30 protein-coding genes are annotated in these 17400 nt (G+C 57.8%); 28 read left to right on the top strand and 2 right to left on the bottom strand.

Annotated features, from left to right (window positions below):
* The 3 genes from ACQ4WR_RS22055 to ACQ4WR_RS22045 form a co-directional block, all read left to right on the top strand.
* The coding region (locus ACQ4WR_RS22055) for an EF-Tu C-terminal domain-related protein (RefSeq protein ID WP_495542685.1) at nt 1-151 on the top strand (151 nt) is incomplete at its 5' end.
* A gap of 179 nt (nt 152-330) precedes the next feature.
* On the top strand, nt 331-648 hold the full coding sequence (gene rpsJ / locus ACQ4WR_RS22050; protein ID WP_010394389.1) for a 30S ribosomal protein S10: 318 nt from the start codon (nt 331-333) through the stop codon (nt 646-648).
* A gap of 252 nt (nt 649-900) precedes the next feature.
* Entirely contained in the window at nt 901-1746 is an 846-nt protein-coding gene (locus ACQ4WR_RS22045) for a DUF817 domain-containing protein (RefSeq protein WP_436489923.1), read from the top strand.
* Nucleotides 1747-1812: 66 nt separating this feature from the next.
* Here the strand turns inward: ACQ4WR_RS22045 and ACQ4WR_RS22040 are convergent, their stop codons facing one another.
* Together ACQ4WR_RS22040 and ACQ4WR_RS22035 are read right to left on the bottom strand one after the other, a co-directional pair.
* Complete coding sequence (locus tag ACQ4WR_RS22040; RefSeq protein WP_436489921.1) at nt 1813-2364, bottom strand: tetratricopeptide repeat protein; 552 nt, start codon at nt 2362-2364, stop codon at nt 1813-1815.
* Between the two features lie 122 nt (nt 2365-2486).
* Complete coding sequence (locus tag ACQ4WR_RS22035) at nt 2487-3353, bottom strand: PEP-CTERM sorting domain-containing protein (RefSeq protein WP_436489919.1); 867 nt, start codon at nt 3351-3353, stop codon at nt 2487-2489.
* A 207-nt stretch (nt 3354-3560) separates the two neighbouring features.
* Here ACQ4WR_RS22035 and creB point away from each other — a divergent pair, with 207 nt between their 5' ends.
* The 25 genes from creB (at nt 3561) to rplO (ending at nt 17377) form a co-directional block, all read left to right on the top strand.
* Entirely contained in the window at nt 3561-4295 is a 735-nt protein-coding gene (gene creB, locus ACQ4WR_RS22030; RefSeq protein ID WP_102299521.1) for a two-component system response regulator CreB, read from the top strand.
* The gene (gene creC, locus ACQ4WR_RS22025) at nt 4292-5713 is read left to right on the top strand and encodes a two-component system sensor histidine kinase CreC (RefSeq protein WP_436489917.1); all 1422 of its coding nucleotides are present in this window, start codon (nt 4292-4294) and stop codon (nt 5711-5713) included. The genes creB and creC overlap by 4 nt, the downstream gene beginning before the upstream one ends.
* A gap of 115 nt (nt 5714-5828) precedes the next feature.
* Nucleotides 5829-7220 carry a cell envelope integrity protein CreD gene (gene creD / locus ACQ4WR_RS22020; protein ID WP_436489915.1) on the top strand — a complete coding sequence of 464 codons (1392 nt, stop codon included), beginning with the start codon at nt 5829-5831 and terminating at the stop codon, nt 7218-7220.
* Between the two features lie 241 nt (nt 7221-7461).
* Nucleotides 7462-7650, top strand: a complete 189-nt coding sequence (locus ACQ4WR_RS22015) for a hypothetical protein (RefSeq protein WP_102292485.1) — start codon at nt 7462-7464, stop codon at nt 7648-7650.
* An 80-nt stretch (nt 7651-7730) separates the two neighbouring features.
* Nucleotides 7731-7919 (top strand): hypothetical protein, encoded by a 189-nt coding sequence (locus tag ACQ4WR_RS22010; RefSeq protein ID WP_436489914.1) that lies wholly within the window; start codon nt 7731-7733, stop codon nt 7917-7919.
* Nucleotides 7920-8301: 382 nt separating this feature from the next.
* On the top strand, nt 8302-8958 hold the full coding sequence (gene rplC / locus ACQ4WR_RS22005; RefSeq protein ID WP_010394393.1) for a 50S ribosomal protein L3: 657 nt from the start codon (nt 8302-8304) through the stop codon (nt 8956-8958).
* 3 nt (nt 8959-8961) lie between these two features.
* Nucleotides 8962-9582, top strand: a complete 621-nt coding sequence (rplD, locus tag ACQ4WR_RS22000; protein WP_034753197.1) for a 50S ribosomal protein L4 — start codon at nt 8962-8964, stop codon at nt 9580-9582.
* Nucleotides 9579-9896, top strand: coding sequence for a 50S ribosomal protein L23 (rplW, locus tag ACQ4WR_RS21995; protein WP_010394398.1), 318 nt, complete (start codon nt 9579-9581; stop codon nt 9894-9896). Before rplD ends, rplW begins: the two co-directional genes overlap by 4 nt.
* Nucleotides 9896-10723: a 50S ribosomal protein L2 gene (gene rplB / locus ACQ4WR_RS21990; RefSeq protein ID WP_034753198.1), complete on the top strand. Its 828-nt coding sequence runs from the start codon at nt 9896-9898 to the stop codon at nt 10721-10723. Before rplW ends, rplB begins: the two co-directional genes overlap by 1 nt.
* A gap of 10 nt (nt 10724-10733) precedes the next feature.
* Nucleotides 10734-11009, top strand: coding sequence for a 30S ribosomal protein S19 (gene rpsS / locus ACQ4WR_RS21985; RefSeq protein WP_008444295.1), 276 nt, complete (start codon nt 10734-10736; stop codon nt 11007-11009).
* Nucleotides 11006-11338 carry a 50S ribosomal protein L22 gene (gene rplV / locus ACQ4WR_RS21980; protein ID WP_170840583.1) on the top strand — a complete coding sequence of 111 codons (333 nt, stop codon included), beginning with the start codon at nt 11006-11008 and terminating at the stop codon, nt 11336-11338. Before rpsS ends, rplV begins: the two co-directional genes overlap by 4 nt.
* Nucleotides 11339-11347: 9 nt before the next feature.
* Nucleotides 11348-12172 carry a 30S ribosomal protein S3 gene (rpsC, locus tag ACQ4WR_RS21975; protein WP_092718261.1) on the top strand — a complete coding sequence of 275 codons (825 nt, stop codon included), beginning with the start codon at nt 11348-11350 and terminating at the stop codon, nt 12170-12172.
* A gap of 2 nt (nt 12173-12174) precedes the next feature.
* Nucleotides 12175-12594 carry a 50S ribosomal protein L16 gene (gene rplP, locus ACQ4WR_RS21970; protein ID WP_034753201.1) on the top strand — a complete coding sequence of 140 codons (420 nt, stop codon included), beginning with the start codon at nt 12175-12177 and terminating at the stop codon, nt 12592-12594.
* A gap of 12 nt (nt 12595-12606) precedes the next feature.
* Nucleotides 12607-12798 carry a 50S ribosomal protein L29 gene (gene rpmC / locus ACQ4WR_RS21965; protein WP_010394412.1) on the top strand — a complete coding sequence of 64 codons (192 nt, stop codon included), beginning with the start codon at nt 12607-12609 and terminating at the stop codon, nt 12796-12798.
* Entirely contained in the window at nt 12795-13067 is a 273-nt protein-coding gene (rpsQ, locus tag ACQ4WR_RS21960; protein WP_010394415.1) for a 30S ribosomal protein S17, read from the top strand. Before rpmC ends, rpsQ begins: the two co-directional genes overlap by 4 nt.
* A 253-nt stretch (nt 13068-13320) precedes the next feature.
* The gene (gene rplN / locus ACQ4WR_RS21955) at nt 13321-13689 is read left to right on the top strand and encodes a 50S ribosomal protein L14 (protein ID WP_008444317.1); all 369 of its coding nucleotides are present in this window, start codon (nt 13321-13323) and stop codon (nt 13687-13689) included.
* Nucleotides 13690-13698: 9 nt separating this feature from the next.
* Nucleotides 13699-14013 carry a 50S ribosomal protein L24 gene (gene rplX / locus ACQ4WR_RS21950; RefSeq protein WP_034753204.1) on the top strand — a complete coding sequence of 105 codons (315 nt, stop codon included), beginning with the start codon at nt 13699-13701 and terminating at the stop codon, nt 14011-14013.
* A 6-nt stretch (nt 14014-14019) separates the two neighbouring features.
* The gene (rplE, locus tag ACQ4WR_RS21945) at nt 14020-14559 is read left to right on the top strand and encodes a 50S ribosomal protein L5 (protein ID WP_010394421.1); all 540 of its coding nucleotides are present in this window, start codon (nt 14020-14022) and stop codon (nt 14557-14559) included.
* A 2-nt stretch (nt 14560-14561) separates the two neighbouring features.
* Nucleotides 14562-14867: a 30S ribosomal protein S14 gene (gene rpsN / locus ACQ4WR_RS21940; RefSeq protein ID WP_010394423.1), complete on the top strand. Its 306-nt coding sequence runs from the start codon at nt 14562-14564 to the stop codon at nt 14865-14867.
* 14 nt (nt 14868-14881) lie between these two features.
* Nucleotides 14882-15277, top strand: coding sequence for a 30S ribosomal protein S8 (gene rpsH / locus ACQ4WR_RS21935; protein WP_034753208.1), 396 nt, complete (start codon nt 14882-14884; stop codon nt 15275-15277).
* Between the two features lie 10 nt (nt 15278-15287).
* Nucleotides 15288-15821, top strand: a complete 534-nt coding sequence (gene rplF / locus ACQ4WR_RS21930) for a 50S ribosomal protein L6 (protein WP_436489912.1) — start codon at nt 15288-15290, stop codon at nt 15819-15821.
* 13 nt (nt 15822-15834) lie between these two features.
* Nucleotides 15835-16197: a 50S ribosomal protein L18 gene (rplR, locus tag ACQ4WR_RS21925; RefSeq protein WP_010394431.1), complete on the top strand. Its 363-nt coding sequence runs from the start codon at nt 15835-15837 to the stop codon at nt 16195-16197.
* A gap of 9 nt (nt 16198-16206) precedes the next feature.
* Nucleotides 16207-16725, top strand: coding sequence for a 30S ribosomal protein S5 (gene rpsE / locus ACQ4WR_RS21920; protein ID WP_010394433.1), 519 nt, complete (start codon nt 16207-16209; stop codon nt 16723-16725).
* Between the two features lie 10 nt (nt 16726-16735).
* Nucleotides 16736-16915: a 50S ribosomal protein L30 gene (rpmD, locus tag ACQ4WR_RS21915; protein ID WP_010394435.1), complete on the top strand. Its 180-nt coding sequence runs from the start codon at nt 16736-16738 to the stop codon at nt 16913-16915.
* 30 nt (nt 16916-16945) lie between these two features.
* The gene (rplO, locus tag ACQ4WR_RS21910; RefSeq protein WP_034753211.1) at nt 16946-17377 is read left to right on the top strand and encodes a 50S ribosomal protein L15; all 432 of its coding nucleotides are present in this window, start codon (nt 16946-16948) and stop codon (nt 17375-17377) included.
* The last annotated feature ends 23 nt before the right edge of the window (nt 17378-17400 follow it).

Genomic DNA, 17400 nt, shown 5'->3' with positions numbered 1-17400 from the left:
AGCAGACAAAGAAATGGTCATGCCAGGCGATAACGTGTCGATCACCGTCAAGCTGATCAACCCGATCGCGATGGAAGAAGGTCTGCGCTTCGCTATCCGCGAAGGCGGCCGTACCGTCGGCGCCGGCGTGGTTGCAAAAATCATTGCTTAATTATTAAGCAGATATAAAAGAAGACGCGTCGTCGCCCGGCGCCCTTCTTTTTATTCAACTGCCGGGGTTGGCAAGCATTTTGGTGCTATCATGTCGACCCTGACGGTTGTTGCGTCAGAAATTCCCGTATGACCTCATTGCCGTGCACACCGCGCGGTTCGTTCTTTTAAGGAAATATCATGTCGGCACCAAACCAAAAAATCCGTATCCGCCTGAAGGCTTTCGATTACAAGCTGATCGACCAGTCCGCTCTGGAAATCGTTGAAACCGCGAAGCGCACCGGCGCTGTCGTCAAAGGCCCAGTACCACTGCCTACCCGTATTCAGCGTTTCGACGTGCTGCGTTCCCCGCACGTCAACAAAACTTCGCGCGATCAGTTCGAGATCCGTACGCACCAACGCCTGATGGACATCGTTGACCCAACGGACAAAACCGTTGACGCGCTGATGAAGCTGGACCTGCCAGCTGGTGTTGATGTCGAAATCAAACTGCAGTAATCGTTGTTAACAGGCCGGCGGGGTGTCCCGCTGCCTGATGATGGGGCCGGGCCTGTTCGCAATCGCGAACGCGCCCGGCCCCATTGCTTTTGGTGCCCGCGTTCTGCGCGTGGCCTTGTCCGCTCCCTGTCTGCTGCGCGTTTCGTCCCCTGAGACCGCCCATGCGCGCCCGGCCGCCATCCCACTGCTACTGGCAAGCATACGCCTGCAATAGTGCTTTACAGTGCCGCGGCCCGTCGATAAAGTTGCGGCATGCTCAATGCCCTCGATGCCCATCTGTTAAATGCCGCGCCGCGTAGCCGCTTGCGCGGCTGGCCGCGCTTTCTCACGGAATTTTTGTATTTCGGCATCAAGGAGGCGAGGGCGTGCCTGTTCGTCGGGCTGTTTTTTGCCGCCGTCTTCCTGGTGCCGCGCGCCGGCCTGCTCGGCCTGCCGCGTTATGACGTGCTGCTGCTGGCGGCGCTGGCGATTCAGGGCGCCATGCTCTGGAGCGGGCTGGAGACGTGGGATGAATTGAAGGCCATCAGCCTGTTTCATGCGGTTGGCTTCGCGCTGGAGGTGTTCAAGGTGTCGGGTTCGATCCAGTCGTGGAGCTATCCCGACTTCGCCTACACCAAGGTGTTTGGCGTGCCCCTGTTTTCCGGCTTCATGTACGCGGCCGTTGGCAGCTACATCATCCAGACCTGGCGCCTGCTCGACATGCGCATCCGCCACCATCCGCCGTACTGGATGGCGGTGCTGATCGCGCTGCTGATCTACGCCAACTTCTTCACCCACCACTACATCGGCGACTACCGCTGGTACCTGGCCGCCTGCGCGCTGGGCTTGTACGCGCGCACCACCGTCGTGTTCCGCCCGCTCGACAGCGATCGCAGCATGCCCTTGCTGCTGGGTTTTGTGCTGGTCGGATTTTTTATCTGGCTGGCCGAAAACATCAGCACCTTCTGGGGCGTGTGGCGCTATCCGAACCAGCTTGGCGCCTGGTCGGCGGTGCACGTCAGCAAATGGAGTTCATGGTCGCTGCTGGTGGTCATGACCTTCACCATCGTCGCGCACCTCAAGCACATCAAGGCCAGCATCCACGTGGCCCGGCAATAAGCTGGGCTGCGTGGATGCCCCTGCGGCCGCGCGGCGGCGCAAGGGCGTCGTGGCAGCTTGCCGCCCTTACGGCAGGCCGGCGGCCACGGCCGCGAACCGCTGGCCCAGCGCCGCCTGCGGGCCGCCCTGCAGCTGTTTCGCATACTGCCGCAATACCTCGGCCGAATACGTGCGCGACGCTGGCGACAGTTTCGGCAGCAGGGGCAGGGCGCGTTCCAGGTAGCCGCTGCCCTCCTGCCACTTGCCTTGCGCCGACAGCGCCGAGGCCAGTTCCACCAGGCGCCGGCCGACGCGCGCATCGCTGCGCGGTTCTGCCGACTCCTCCGTGGCCAGCGCTTGCCGGTACAGCGCTTCGGCTTCCGTATTCTTGCCTTGCAGGCGCTTGATGCGGCCCAGGTTGTATTGGCGCTGCGAGAGGATTTCCGCGCTGGCGCCGGCCTTCTCGGCTGTGCGCAGCGCCTGCACGCATGCCAGTTCCGCTTCGCCCAGCTGGCCTTTCAGCTCGGCGGCGTTGCAGGCATCGTACTGTTCGTTGGAGGTGGTGGTGAGCGACACGGGCGTCGTGCAGGCGGCCAGCAGGCCGGCGATGCACAGCAAGGTGATGGCAGGGCTTTTCATGGTCTCCTCGATAGTCATTAAACAGGTATCTGTGTGGAGTCAAGCTGTCGCTCATCGTACATCAGTTTGCGCGCCCGCCTGGACTTTTTCTGCGGGTACTGAGCGCCGCGGCGGCTTGGGCCTTAGCGTGCCTGGGTGCCGGACTTGCCGTGCAGCTTGCCACGGCGCTGGCGTCGGATCACTGTGCCTAGCAGGCATATGCCCAAACCCAGCATGGCGTAGGTGTGCGGCTCAGGGACAGGCGCTGGCCACATTTGATACTGTTTCAGATTGACACCTTGGTATGCCATGAAACCGATGTCACTCAACCAGACGCTTCCCGTATTGCTGAAGGTGAGGGAGAAGTCCTGTTCCAGCGTCCAGCTATCCTTCCACGTGCCGAGCTTGCTGCCAAGGTGCTCGAAGCTGTCGGTGTATCCGGGGTAATCGCGTCCCAGGCGAATGCTGGTGGTGGCGGCTGCGTAGTCGCCGCTCAGCGGGTGGCCGAAGACGCCGCCATCGACATCGATGGAAAGCGATATATGCCCGGTGAAGGTGACTGAAGTGCGCGGCGCGAGCGAGAATGCGGTGTAGAACGAGGTACTGCTGAACGTGTCGCCCGGAACCCCGAGGAAGGCGGCCGAACTACCTCCTCCCAGGGTGCCGCCGGAGCGGTAGAATTGCGCTGTGCCCCTGTTCAGGTTGATGGCGTTCTCGGCACCGTCGAGGCCGGCGCTGTGCTGCGAGAACGCGCGATCCTCGATCTCGGGAAACTTTTCATAGGATGAGATGTGGCTCCGGCTGTCGGTATAGGTCTTCGACAGGTCGAGACGCAATTCCGGCGTAATGCCATCATTCGGTGCGAGATCCTTGAGTTTGTATTCGATATTGCTGATCGAAGCAGTGGCGCTTTTGACGGTCGGGCTGACGGGGGTGGCCGCAGCCGTATTGGTGTTGAGAGCGGCCAGGAGAAGGAAGACGGGCAGGTAAACTCGGAGCGGGGCGTGCATAGGAATCCTTGGGTGCTGCGGTGCTGGTCGAGGAAAAAGGCAGTCAGCGATGGTCATCGCTGTAATCCTGCCTGGGTAAGACGGCGGTTTTTTATCCGTCAATGTTATTTTACAGCCATAAATATCTTTTTAAGTACTCTTTTTTATAACTAATCTGATGACTATTGATTCCATTGGCCAGTGTGATTTGATCGAGGCAGCTGGCGTATGAGCAAGACCATCCTGCTGGTGGAAGATGAGCAGGCGATTGCCGACAGCATCGCCTATGCGCTGCGCACGGATGGCTTCACGCCGCAGCACGTGATGCTGGGCGAACAGGCGCTGGCCGCGCTGCGTGCCGGCCCTGGCGGCGCCGCAGCCATGCCTGTACTGGTGGTGCTGGACGTGGGCTTGCCCGACATGAGCGGCCTGGAGGTGTGCCGCCGCCTGCGCCAGTTTTCCGACGTGCCGGTGATTTTCCTGACGGCCCGCAGCGACGAGATCGACCGCATCGTGGGCCTGGAAATCGGCGCCGACGATTACGTCACGAAGCCGTTTTCACCGCGCGAGCTGGTGGCGCGCATCCGCGTCATTTTGCGCCGCGCGGGCGCCGCGCCAGCGCCGCGCGAGGCTGGCATGACGATAGCCGCCCCCGCCGAGCCAGCATCAACGCCGGCGCGCTTCGAGCTGCGCGCGCTGGAGGCGCGGGTGCTGTTCCACGGCCAGCCGCTCGAGCTGACCCGCTATGAATACCTGCTGCTGAAAACCCTGCTCGAGCATCCTGGCCACGTGCTGTCGCGCGCGCAGCTGATGCAGCGCGTGTGGAGCGGGGCGCCTGATACGCTCGACCGCACCGTCGATGCGCACGTGAAATCGCTGCGCGCCAAGCTGCGCGCCGTCGATGCGCAGACCGATCCCATTCATACCCACCGTGGCCTTGGCTACAGCCTGGCCGGCGCATGAAGATCGGCCTGCGTATCCTGCTCGGCTACTTCCTGATCGTCGGGCTGGCCGCCTGGTTCCTGCTGAATGTGTTCATGGAGCAGGTCAAGCCGGGCGTGCGCTCGACCCTGGAAGATACCCTGGTCGATACCTCGCAGCTGCTGGCCAACCTGGTGGCGCCCGACCTGCGCGCCGGCACGCTGGCCAATTCGGCGGTGCTGGCCCGCATGCAGGATTACGCGCGCCACGGCGTCGATATCAATATCAATGGCGTGCGCAAGCAGACCCTCGATTACCGCATCTATATTACGGACCGGCGCGGCATCGTGCTGTTCGATTCCAGCGGGCGCGACGTGGGGCGCGATTATTCGCGCTGGAACGACGTCTACCTGACCCTGCAGGGGAAATATGGCGCGCGCAGCACGCGCAGCGTGGCGGACGACGAGATGTCGACGGTCATGCACGTGGCCGCTCCCATCCGCGACGGCGGCGAGGTGATCGGCGTGCTGACGGTGGCCAAGCCGAATGCCAGCGTGCAAGCCTTCGTCGAACGCAGCCAGCGCAAGATCCTGCAGCGCGGCGCCGTGCTGCTGTTGCTGTCACTGCTGATCGGCCTGGGCTTTGCCTGGTGGTTGCACCACGCGCTGGGCAAGCTGATGCGCTATATCGGCGAGGTGGAGGCGGGGCGCAAGGTGGCATTGCCGGCGCTGGGCAGCAATGAGTTCGGCACGCTGGGGCGGGCGCTGGAAGCCATGCGCATCCGCCTCGAAGGCAAGGAGTATGTGGAGCAGCTGATGCATACCCTGGCGCATGAATTGAAAAGTCCGATCGCCGCCATCCAGGCCTCGGCCGAACTGCTGCAGGAAGACATGCCGCCGGCCGAACGGCGCCAGTTCCTCGCCAGCATCCTGGAGCAGAACGCGCGCCAGCGGCAGTTGATCGACAAGTTGCTGGCCCTGGTCCGCGTGGAAAAGCAGCAGCGCCTCGAGCATCCGGAACGCATCGCGCTGGCGCCGCTGCTGGCACAAGTGGCGCAGGACGCGGCCGCCACCCTGGCGGCGCGCGGCGTGCGCGTGCAGCTCGACGCCGACGAGCTGCTGGTCGCCGGCGATGCCCTGCTGCTGCGCCAGGCGCTGGGCAACCTGCTTGACAACGCGGCCGGCTTCGCGCCACCGGGCAGCAGCATCGACCTGACGGCGCGGCGCCAGGGCGCCCAGGTGGAAATTGCCGTGCGCGACCGTGGCGCGGGCATCCCCGCGTATGCGCTCGAGCGCGTCTTCGAGCGCTTTTACTCGCTGCCGCGCCCCGCCAGCGGCAAGAGCACGGGCCTGGGCCTGCCTTTCGTGCGCGAGGTGGCCTCGCTGCATGGCGGCACGGTCGAGGTCATCAATCATGCGCAGGGTGGCGCCTGCGCCTGCCTGTGCCTGCCGCTGGCCTAGCTCGCCCGTTTATGGTCTGAATTTATGGCCTGAATTTATTTCCGCACTTCACACGCAGCGCACAGTCAGCGCACATGGCTTTTTTACACTGGCATCCTTACTTCAAGGATGCGCCATGCAAAAAACTTTATTCGTCAAAGCGTTGATCGTATTCGGCCTGATGCTGCTGATCGGCTTGCCGTTGCTGATGATCCAGGAAACGATCAAGGAAAGGATGGAATTCCGCCAGGAAGCCGTCAACAGCATCGCCGCCGATTCGGTGCGCGAACAAACCATCATCGGGCCCATCCTCGTGATCCCGTATGTGGAGCAGTATGACGAGCGGGTCGAGATCGCCGTCGACAAGGAGCAGAAAGGCAGCGTGCCGGCGCAGACACAGGTGCAGCGCCGCGTCATGCAGCGCCGCTTGCTGGTGTACCCGAACCTCTTGCTGCAGGAAGGCACCATCGAGACCGACCGCCGCTACCGTGGCATCCACCAGGTGCTGGTGTACAGCGGCCAGCATGCGTTCAAGGGCGACTTCACGGTGCCCAGTCTTGAGCAGTTGCCGCGCAAGACGCCGGACGCGCGCGTGACCCTGGGCGAGCCGTTTGTTGCCTTGTCCATCGAGGACGTGCGCGGCATCCGCAACATCCCGAAAATCGACTGGGGCGGGCGCCAGATCGAATTCGAACAGGGCACCGACCTGTTTGCCTTCCGCAGCGGCCTGCATGCACCCCTGGGCGCCATGCCGCTGGCGCAAGCGCAGCAGGTGAAATTCAGTTTTGACCTGGGACTGGACGGCATCGAACGCCAGCATTTCGTGCCTGTGGCGAAAAACAGCCAGATCAGCATCAAGTCGAACTGGCCCCATCCGCAGTTTGGCGGGCGCTTCCTGCCGTCGCCGAAACACCGCCAGATCAATGCCGATGGCTTTCAGGTCGAGTGGAATATCTCGTCGCTGGCCAGCAATGCGCAAACGCAGCTGAGCACGATCGAGGGCGAGTTCAAGGTGCCCGACAGCGCGCCGCTGGGCCAGGTGGACCGTTTCAGCGTCGGCTTCATCGAGCCGATCAATGTGTATTCGCAGTCGGACCGGGCCACCAAGTATGGCTTGCTGTTTGTGGCGCTGACGTTTGCCGCCTTCTTCATCTTCGAGATCCTGAAGAGTCTGCCGATCCATCCCGTGCAATATCTGCTGGTGGGCCTGTCGCTGGTGATCTTCTTCCTGCTGCTGGTGGGCCTGGCCGAGCATATCGCTTTCCTTGCCGCCTACCTGATCGCCAGCGCCGCCTGTATCGCGCTGACCAGTTTTTACCTGGCGCATGTATTGCACAACGCCTGGCGCGGCATCGGCTTCGGCGTGGCGCTGACCATGCTGTATGGCGCCCTGTACGGATTGCTGAACTCGGAAAACAATGCGCTGGTGATGGGCAGCATCCTGCTGTTCGCCGTCCTGGCCGCCATCATGGTGGCGACGCGCAAGGTTGACTGGTATCAGATTGGCAAAGGCCCGGTGCAAGAATAGGGTTGCTGCCGTCGACATGATGCGGCAGGCCGATGGCCAGCCCGGAACGTTCCCGGGCTGGCCATCGGCTTTTCCAGGGTAAAAATAGCGAACGCATAAACTTATCTGATTTATCAACAAATTGGTGTTTAGTTGGTATTGTTTACGGTATTCTATTGGTGTTACTTTTTTAGTAATGTCGGACCAGATGCTGCCTGCCGGTCCTTCCATCGTTTCATCAATACACCAACGGAGACATACCATGATGAAGAAAACCGCGGCCTTTCTGTTTGCGCTCGGCCTGAGCGCGTCCTATGCGTTTGCCGCTGGCGATGTGACGCAGTGCTACAGCGAATGCGGGCAGAAAGTGGCCAATTGCCGGGCCCACCTGGGCGGCAGTCCCATCTGTACCGACCTGTACGATCATTGCCTGGCCAATTGCCAGCAGTAAGTCCTGCTGGTGCTGCGCCTTGCGGGCGCACGGGCAGCACCGATGATTTTTTAACCAGAAACCTATGAGTGGAGACATGCATGTACAAGAAAATCGCGCTATTCCTGTTTGCCATCGGCTGCAGCGCATCGTATGCCATGGCCGGCAATGACTGCACGCTGGAGTGCGCCATCCGGGCCAATACTTGTTCGGGCGGCATGCCCGGCTCGGCATCGAGCCCCATTTGCGAGATGATCTACCAGCATTGCATCGCGCAGTGCAAGGTCTGAGCCAGGGCGCCCTGTTACTGCTAGGGGGCCTTGCCTGACTGATGCGGGAGGAGGGCGCGTACGCCATGCGCGCGCCCTTCTTGTTGGCGCCAGCGGCTGGCGTGCTTGCCAGCGACTGTCGTGATAGCCGAGCGGCGCGCAAGCCGCATGCGGCGGGGCTTTGCGCCCTTTTTTCTGGCGTGAAAACAGCCTTTTTCAGCCGCGCCGACAACTCCCGCAGGGGCGTCGCGCAACACTTTGACATACCTCGTGTTAACTTGTTGCGTCAAGGGTTTTTGTGCTATATACTAGCCGGCTTCGGTATGGATTCGTCTTTTTTGAGTCCTACGTTACTTTGTAGTTAAACAAGCCCCGCCCAATCGCAGGTGGGAATGGAGAAAAAATGAGCCTAGGCCTTCTCGGTCGCAAGGTTGGTATGATGCGCATTTTCACGGATGAAGGGGATTCGATTCCTGTCACCGTGTTGGACGTATCGAACAACCGTGTTGCGCAAATCAAAACCCCTGAAACAGATGGTTACTCCGCTGTTCAGGTCGCATTCGGTCAACGTCGCGCTTCCCGCGTGACCAAAGCTGTTGCTGGTCATCACGCTAAAGCTGGTGTTGAAGCCGGTACTCTGTTGAAAGAGTTCCGCGTTGACGCTGCTAAAGCCGCTGAACTGAAAGCTGGCGATGTTGTCGCCGCTTCCCTGTTCGAAGTCGGTCAAAAGATCGACGTGCAAGGCGTTACCATCGGTAAAGGCTATGCAGGCGTTATCAAACGTTACCACTTCGCTTCTGGCCGTGCAACGCACGGTAACTCGCGTTCGCACAACGTTCCAGGTTCCATCGGTATGGCACAAGATCCAGGTCGCGTTTTCCCTGGTAAGCGCATGACCGGTCATCTGGGTGACGTTAACCGTACGATCCAGAACCTCGTGATCGCCCGTATCGATGCCGACCGTCAGCTGTTGCTGGTCAAAGGCGCGATTCCAGGTGCGAAAAATGGCCAGGTAGTTGTCTCGCCAGCCATCAAAACCAAAGCCAAGAAGGGAGCTTAAACGATGGAACTCAAGCTTCTGAATGCGCAAGGTCAAGCCGCCTCGAACGTTGCTGCAGCCGATACGATTTTCGGCCGTGACTACAATGAAGCGCTGATCCACCAAGTCGTCATCGCTTATCAAGCGAATGCACGTAGTGGTAACCGCAAGCAAAAAGACCGTGAAGAAGTTCACCACACGACGAAAAAGCCATGGCGCCAAAAAGGTACCGGCCGCGCTCGTGCTGGTATGTCGTCGTCGCCACTTTGGCGCGGCGGTGGTCGGATTTTCCCGAACTCGCCTGACGAAAACTTCACCCACAAAGTGAACAAAAAAATGTATCGCGCAGGTATCTGCTCGATCTTGTCGCAGCTGGCTCGCGAAGAGCGCCTGATCGTCATCGACGATCTGACGATTGACGCGCCAAAAACCAAGCTGCTCTCGCAAAAATTGAACGGCCTGGGCTTTGATTCGGTTCTGATCATCACCGACGTTCTGAACGAAAACCTGGAACTGGCATCGCGCAACCTGCCTAACGTACTCGTCGTTGAGCCACGTCACGCAGACCCGATGTCCCTGGTGTTCTACAAGAAGATCCTGGTCACCAAAGCTGCACTGGCCAAGATTGAGGAGATGCTGGCATGAGCGCGATTTTGAAACATAGCGAAGAACGCTTGATGAAGGTGCTGTTGGCGCCCGTGATTTCCGAAAAGGCCACCATGGTCGCGGAAAAGAACGAGCAAATTGTATTCCGCGTACTGCCGGATGCAACCAAGCCTGAAATCAAGGCAGCGGTCGAACTGCTGTTCAAGGTTGAAGTTCTGTCCGTGCAAACTGCAAACCGCGAAGGTAAGCAAAAGCGCACCGGCAAATTCAACGGTCGTCGTAACCATACCAAGCGTGCTTTCGTGTGCCTGAAGCCTGGCCAGGAAATCAACTTCTCCGAGGAGGCTGCATAATGGCACTCGTTAAGATGAAACCAACCTCGCCAGGCCGTCGCGGCATGGTGAAGGTGGTGAATGCCGACCTGTACAAAGGTCGTCCGTTCGCTGCCCTGGTTGAAAAGAAATCCAAGACCGCTGGTCGTAACAACAACGGTCACATCACCACCCGTCATATCGGTGGTGGTCACAAGCAACACTATCGTCTGATCGACTTCAAGCGCACCAAAGATGGTATTCCAGCGAAAGTGGAACGTATCGAATACGATCCAAACCGCACCGCGAATATCGCTCTGCTGTGCTACGCCGACGGCGAGCGTCACTACATCATCGCAACCAAAGGCATGGCCGTTGGCGACAGCGTGATGAACGGTTCGGAAGCACCGATCAAATCGGGTAACTGCTTGCCAATCCGTAACATCCCAGTCGGTACCGTGATGCATTGCGTCGAAATGCTGCCAGGTAAAGGTGCCCAAATGGCACGTACCGCCGGCGCCGGCGTTGTGCTGATGGCCCGTGAAGGTACCTACGCTCAAGTGCGTCTGCGCTCGGGTGAAGTACGTCGCGTGCACATCGAGTGCCGTGCTACCGTTGGTGAAGTCGGCAATGCCGAGCACAGCCTGCGTAAAATCGGTAAAGCTGGTGCGATGCGCTGGCGCGGTGTTCGTCCTACCGTTCGCGGTGTGGTCATGAACCCGGTCGATCACCCGCACGGTGGTGGTGAAGGTAAAACAGCAGCTGGTCGTCATCCAGTTTCGCCTTGGGGCCAACAGACTAAAGGTAAGAAGACACGCAGCAACAAGCGTACGACTTCCATGATCGTCTCGCGCCGCGGCAAGAAATAAGGGGTAGCACATGACACGTTCATTGAAAAAAGGGCCGTTCTGTGACGCCCACCTGGTGAAAAAAGTTGAAGCTGCGCAAGCTGCCAAAGACAAAAAGCCAATCAAAACCTGGTCGCGTCGTTCGACAATCATGCCTGACTTCATCGGCCTGACGATCGCGGTTCATAACGGCAAGCTGCACGTGCCGGTTTATGTTTCCGAAAACATGGTTGGTCACAAGCTCGGCGAATTCGCACTGACCCGTACGTTCAAGGGCCATGCAGCTGACAAAAAGGCTAAGAAATAATGGAAACTAAAGCTATCCTCAAAGGTGTGCGCCTGTCGGACCAAAAGGGCCGCCTGGTTGCTGACCTGATCCGTGGCAAGAAAGTTGACGCTGCACTCAACATCTTGCAATTCAGCCCGAAAAAAGGTGCTGCGATCATCAAGCGCGTTCTGGAATCCGCTATTGCGAATGCCGAGCACAATGATGGTGCGGACATCGACGAATTGTTCGTGAAAACGATCTACGTCGAAAAGGGCCCCGTCCTGAAGCGCTTCACCGCGCGTGCAAAAGGCCGTGGCGACCGTATTTCGAAACAATCCTGTCACGTTTACGTGACTGTCGGTAACTAAGGAGCCACGATGGGTCAGAAAATTCATCCAACCGGTTTCCGTCTGGCGGTCACCCGTAACTGGGCTTCGCGCTGGTATGCAGGCAACGGTAATTTCGCTGCCATGCTGAACGAAGACTTGAAAGCACGTGCTTACCTGAAAAAGAAACTGAAGAACGCATCCGTTGGCCGCATCGTTATCGAGCGCCCAGCCAAGAACGCGCGCTTCACGATCTACAGCTCGCGCCCAGGCGTGGTCATTGGTAAAAAAGGCGAAGACATCGAAGTACTGAAGTCCGCTTTGACCAAGATCATGGGCGTGCCTGTTCACGTGAACATCGAAGAAATTCGCAAGCCGGAAATCGATTCGCAACTGATCGCCGATTCGATCTCGCAGCAGCTGGAAAAACGTATCATGTTCCGCCGCGCCATGAAGCGCGCAATGCAAAACGCAATGCGCCTGGGTGCACTCGGTATCAAGATCATGTCGTCCGGCCGTCTGAACGGTATCGAAATCGCACGTAAAGAATGGTACCGCGAAGGCCGCGTGCCTCTGCATACCCTGCGCGCCGATATCGACTACGGTACCAGCGAAGCGTCGACCACCTACGGCATCATCGGTGTCAAGGTGTGGGTATACAAAGGTGACCGCGCGCCTAACGGCGATGCACCAGTCATCGATACCCCAGCTGACGAGAAGAAAAGCCGCGGCCCACGCCGTGACGATGGCAAGCCAGCTGGCCGTCCACGTCCAGCCGGTGCCGGTGCGAAACCATCCACAGCACCAGGTGCACGTGTGCGTACCGCCGCTAAACCGGCCGCCGCAGCAGCACCAGCTGAGAAAGCAGGAGAATAATCATGCTGCAACCAGCACGCAGAAAGTATCGTAAAGAGCAGAAAGGCCGTAACACCGGTATTTCGCACAGCCGCGGCACCGCCGTGTCGTTTGGCGAATTCGGTCTGAAGGCAGTTGCGCGCGGTCGTATCACTGCGCGTCAAATTGAAGCGGCGCGTCGTGCAATGACGCGTCACATCAAGCGCGGTGGCCGTATCTGGATCCGTATTTTCCCGGACAAACCGATTTCGAACAAACCGGCTGAAGTCCGTATGGGTAACGGTAAAGGTAATCCTGAGTACTACGTCGCTGAAATTCAGCCAGGCAAAGTACTGTACGAAATGGATGGCGTTGATGAAGCGCTGGCACGGGAAGCATTCCGTCTTGCCGCCGCTAAACTGCCACTGGCGACGACGTTTGTCATCCGCCAAGTCGGCCAATAATTGGAGTTGTATATGAAAGCATCTGAACTCCGCGGCAAGGACCAGCCAGCTCTGCAAAAAGAGCTGAATGACCTGTTGAAGGCACAGTTCGGCCTGCGCATGCAAATCGCTACGCAGCAGCTGAGCAACACTTCGCAGCTCAAGAAGGTACGCCGCGATATCGCGCGTGTGAAGACGGTAATGAATCTGAAGGAAGCCAAATGAACGAACCAGTGAAACAGTCGCTCAAGCGCACGCTGATCGGTAAAGTGGTTTCGGACAAGATGGACAAGACCGTTACCGTTCTGATCGAGCGCCACGTAAAACATCCTTTGTATGGCAAGATCATCATGCGCTCGAACAAGTATCACGCGCATGACGAGACCAACCAAGTCAAGGCCGGTGACACGGTCGAGATCCAGGAAGGTCGCCCGATCTCCAAAACGAAGGCATGGACGGTGACACGTGTGGTTCAAGCCGCACCAACCGTTTAAATAAAAACCACCGTTTCGGCGGTGGCTTTTAATTAGTACTTGCAGGCCCGCAAATTGTATGTAATACTTGCGGGCTTCGTTCATGTAACGCCGCAAAGTGTCTGGCCACAGACAGTAGCATTCGCGGTCAGTTGATGTATGAAGGTCATGCACCCAAACAGTGAAGCCCAGCAGGGCGGCTCTGGCGGGACCAAGACTGACCGTGGGTCTACATTGTGTGGATTCTTCGGCTTAAGTTGGGAAAGAGAATACTATGATTCAAACTGAAAGCCGGCTCGAAGTGGCTGACAATACCGGTGCCAAAGAAGTAATGTGCATCAAGGTATTGGGCGGCTCCAAGCGCCGTTATGCTGGCATTGGCGATGTGATCAAGGTAACCGTTAAGGTTGCTGCGCCACGTGGCCGTGTCAAAAAAGGTGAAATTTATAACGCCGTGGTTGTGCGCACCGCTAAAGGTGTTCGCCGCCAAGACGGTTCCCTGGTGAAGTTCGACGGCAACGCCGCCGTTCTGTTGAACGCCAAGCTGGAACCGATCGGTACCCGTATTTTTGGACCTGTCACGCGCGAACTGCGCACTGAGAAGTTCATGAAAATCGTGTCCCTGGCACCGGAAGTCCTGTAAGGAGTCGTAATGGATAAGATTCGTAAAAACGACGAAGTCATCGTTCTGACCGGGAAAGACAAGGGCAAACGTGGTGTGGTACAGCAGCGTATCGATGCTGAACATATCGTGGTTGACGGCATTAACATCGCTAAAAAAGCGACTAAGCCAAACCCGATGACTGGCGTAACTGGTGGTATCGTCGATAAGACCATGCCAATTCACGTGTCCAACGTTGCATTGTTTAATGCAGCGACTGGCAAGGCAGATCGCGTGGGTTTCAAAGAAGTGGATGGCAAAAAAGTCCGCATCTTTAAATCCTCCGGCGAAGTAGTGAAGGCTTAAGAAATCATGGCACGTCTCCAAGAATTCTATAAAGAAAAAGTCGTTGCCGACCTGACCAGCAAGTTTGGTTACAAGTCGGTAATGGAAGTTCCACGCCTGACCAAGATCACCCTGAACATGGGTGTTGGTGAGGCTATCGCGGATAAAAAAGTTCTCGAGCACGCAGTTGCTGACTTGACCAAGATCGCCGGCCAGAAGCCAGTGACCACCAAGTCCCGCAAAGCGATCGCAGGCTTCAAAATCCGTGAAGGTTACCCGATCGGTACGATGGTCACCCTGCGCGGCGCTCGCATGTACGAGTTCCTGGATCGCTTCATTACCGTGGCTCTGCCGCGCGTACGCGATTTCCGTGGTGTGAACGGCCGTGCATTTGATGGTCGTGGCAACTACAACATCGGTGTCAAGGAACAGATCATTTTCCCTGAAATCGAATACGACAAGATTGACGCGTTGCGCGGTATGAATATCAGCATCACGACAACCGCTAAGACCGATGACGAAGCCAAAGCTTTGCTCGCCGCCTTTAAATTCCCTTTCAGGAACTGATCATGGCCAAACTGTCACTGATTAATCGTGAGATCAAGCGTGCTGACCTGGTGGCGAAATTCGCCCCTAAGCGCGAAGCTCTCAAGGCCATCGTCGATGACCAATCGAAATCGGAAGAAGAGCGCTACGAAGCTCGCCTGAAACTGCAGGCGCTGCCACGTAACTCGAACCCGACGCGTCAACGTAACCGTTGCGCCATCACTGGTCGTCCGCGCGGCACATTCCGTAAATTCGGTCTGGGTCGTATCAAGCTCCGTGAATTCGCCATGCGTGGTGAAATTCCGGGTATGACAAAAGCAAGCTGGTAATAGGAGAATATGCAATGAGTATGAGCGATCCTATCGCCGATATGCTGACCCGCATTCGCAATGCACAAGGCGTGCAAAAGACGACCGTGGCCATGCCATCGTCGAAAGTCAAAATTGCGATTGCCAGCGTCCTGAAGGACGAGGGTTACATTGAAGATTTCGCTGTTGCCGAAGCTGGTGGCAAAGCGGAACTGAAAATCGGTTTGAAGTATTATGTTGGCCGTCCCGTCATTGAGCGCTTGGAGCGCGTGTCCCGTCCGGGCCTGCGCGTCTACAAGGGTAAAGACGAGATCCCTGTTGTGATGAATGGCTTGGGTGTGGCGATCGTGTCGACTCCGCAAGGCGTCATGACTGACCGCAAAGCACGCGCTACCGGTGTCGGCGGCGAAGTTATTTGCTACGTGGCTTAAGGAGTTACACATGTCTCGAGTAGCTAAAATGCCTATCGTAGTGCCAGTTGGCGCCGAAGTCGCCATCTCCGCACAAGCGATCACCGTAAAAGGCCCGCTGGGCGTACTTTCCCAGGCCCTTACCGGCCAGGTTAAAGTGGAAAACAATGCAGGAACCCTGAGTTTCGACGTGGCGAACGACAGCCGCGAAGCCAATGCCATGTCCGGCACGCTGCGCGCACTGGTCAACAACATGGTTGTTGGCGTCACCAAGGGTTTCGAGAAAAAGCTGAACCTGGTAGGCGTGGGTTACAAGGCGCAAGCTCAAGGCGACAAGCTGAATCTGTCCCTGGGTTTCTCGCACCCTGTAGTGCATGACATGCCAGCTGGCGTTACCTGCGCAACACCAACCCCGACCGAGATCCTGATTAAAGGTATCGACCGTCAACAGGTTGGCCAGGTAGCCGCTGAAGTTCGTGCTTACCGCGCTCCTGAGCCTTATAAAGGCAAGGGCGTTCGCTATGCGGACGAAGTGGTTAAGCTTAAAGAAACCAAGAAGAAGTAATTAGGGGCTGACGATGGATAAGAAAGAATCACGGCTTCGCCGCGGACGCCAAACCCGCATCAAGATTGCGGAATTGAAAGTAAATCGCTTGTCGGTGCATCGCACCAACCTGCACATTTACGCCAACCTGATCAGCCCGGACGCTAAAGTCCTGGTTTCGGCCTCGACGGCTGAAGCGGAAGTTCGCGCTGAACTGGCAGGCCAATCCGGCAAAGGCGGCAATGCCGCTGCTGCAGCCTTGATCGGCAAGCGCGTCGCTGAAAAAGCGTTGAAAGCAGGAATTACCGAAGTTGCGTTCGACCGCTCCGGTTTCCGTTACCACGGCCGTGTGAAAGCGTTGGCAGAAGCCGCACGCGAAGCCGGTCTGAAGTTCTAAGGATCAATCATGGCAAAAATGCAAGCAAAAATGCAAAGCGACAAGCCGGATGATGGCATGCGCGAAAAAATGATCGCGATCAACCGCGTGACCAAAGTGGTCAAGGGTGGTCGTATCATGGGTTTCGCCGCGCTGACCGTAGTTGGTGATGGCGATGGCCGCGTCGGCATGGGCAAGGGCAAATCGAAAGAAGTGCCAGTTGGCGTGCAGAAGGCAATGGAAGAAGCCCGTCGCAACCTGATCAAAGTACCGCTCAAAAACGGCACCTTGCATCACACGGTTGTTGGTCGTCACGGCGCCTCCAAGGTCCTGATGAACCCAGCTAAGCCTGGTACTGGCGTTATCGCTGGTGGCGCAATGCGCGCTATCTTCGAAGTGATGGGCGTGACGGACGTGGTGGCGAAATCCACCGGTTCGAACAACCCATACAACCTGGTACGCGCTACGCTGGACGGCCTGTCGAAAATGAGCACTGCTTCCGATATCGCTGCCAAGCGCGGCAAGTCGGTCGAAGACATTCTGGCTTAAGGTGGACAAAATGACAAACACAGTCAAAGTGCAATTGGTCAAGGGCTTGATCGGTACGCGCGAATCGCATCGCGCTACCGTGCGCGGTCTGGGTCTGCGTCGTGTAAATTCGGTTTCCGAATTGCAAGACACCCCATCCGTACGCGGCATGATCAATAAAGTATCGTATCTCGTTAAAGTTGTCGGGTAAGCCTTCGGGCTTACACGAACGGAGCAAATCATGGAATTGAATACTATTGCACCAGCCGAAGGCGCTAAGCACTACAAGCGTCGCGTCGGTCGCGGTATCGGCTCCGGCCTGGGTAAAACCTCGGGTCGTGGTCACAAAGGTCAGAAATCGCGTTCGGGCGGCTTTCATAAAGTCGGTTTCGAAGGCGGTCAGATGCCTCTGCAACGCCGTCTGCCTAAGCGCGGTTTCAAATCGATGCACGCAACCTTCAAAGCTGAAGTGCGCCTGTCCGATCTGAACAACCTGGCTGTTGGCGATGTCGACATTCTGGTCTTGAAGCAAGCTGGCGTTCTGGGCGTGTTGGCCCGTGACGTGCGCGTGATCTTGTCCGGCGAAATCACCAAAGCGGTGAATTTGAAGGGCTTGAAAGTGTCCGCTGGCGCGAAAGCAGCCATCGAAGCAGCCGGCGGCTCGGTAGCCTGAGTTGACCGCTAACAGCTTGATCG

Origin of the sequence: Janthinobacterium amylolyticum (genome assembly GCF_051380655.1) — a bacterium.
Lineage (GTDB): Bacteria > Pseudomonadota > Gammaproteobacteria > Burkholderiales > Burkholderiaceae_D > Janthinobacterium.
The sequence above is the reverse complement of the archived record's forward strand: the minus strand, read 5'-3'. Positions and strand labels throughout refer to the sequence as shown.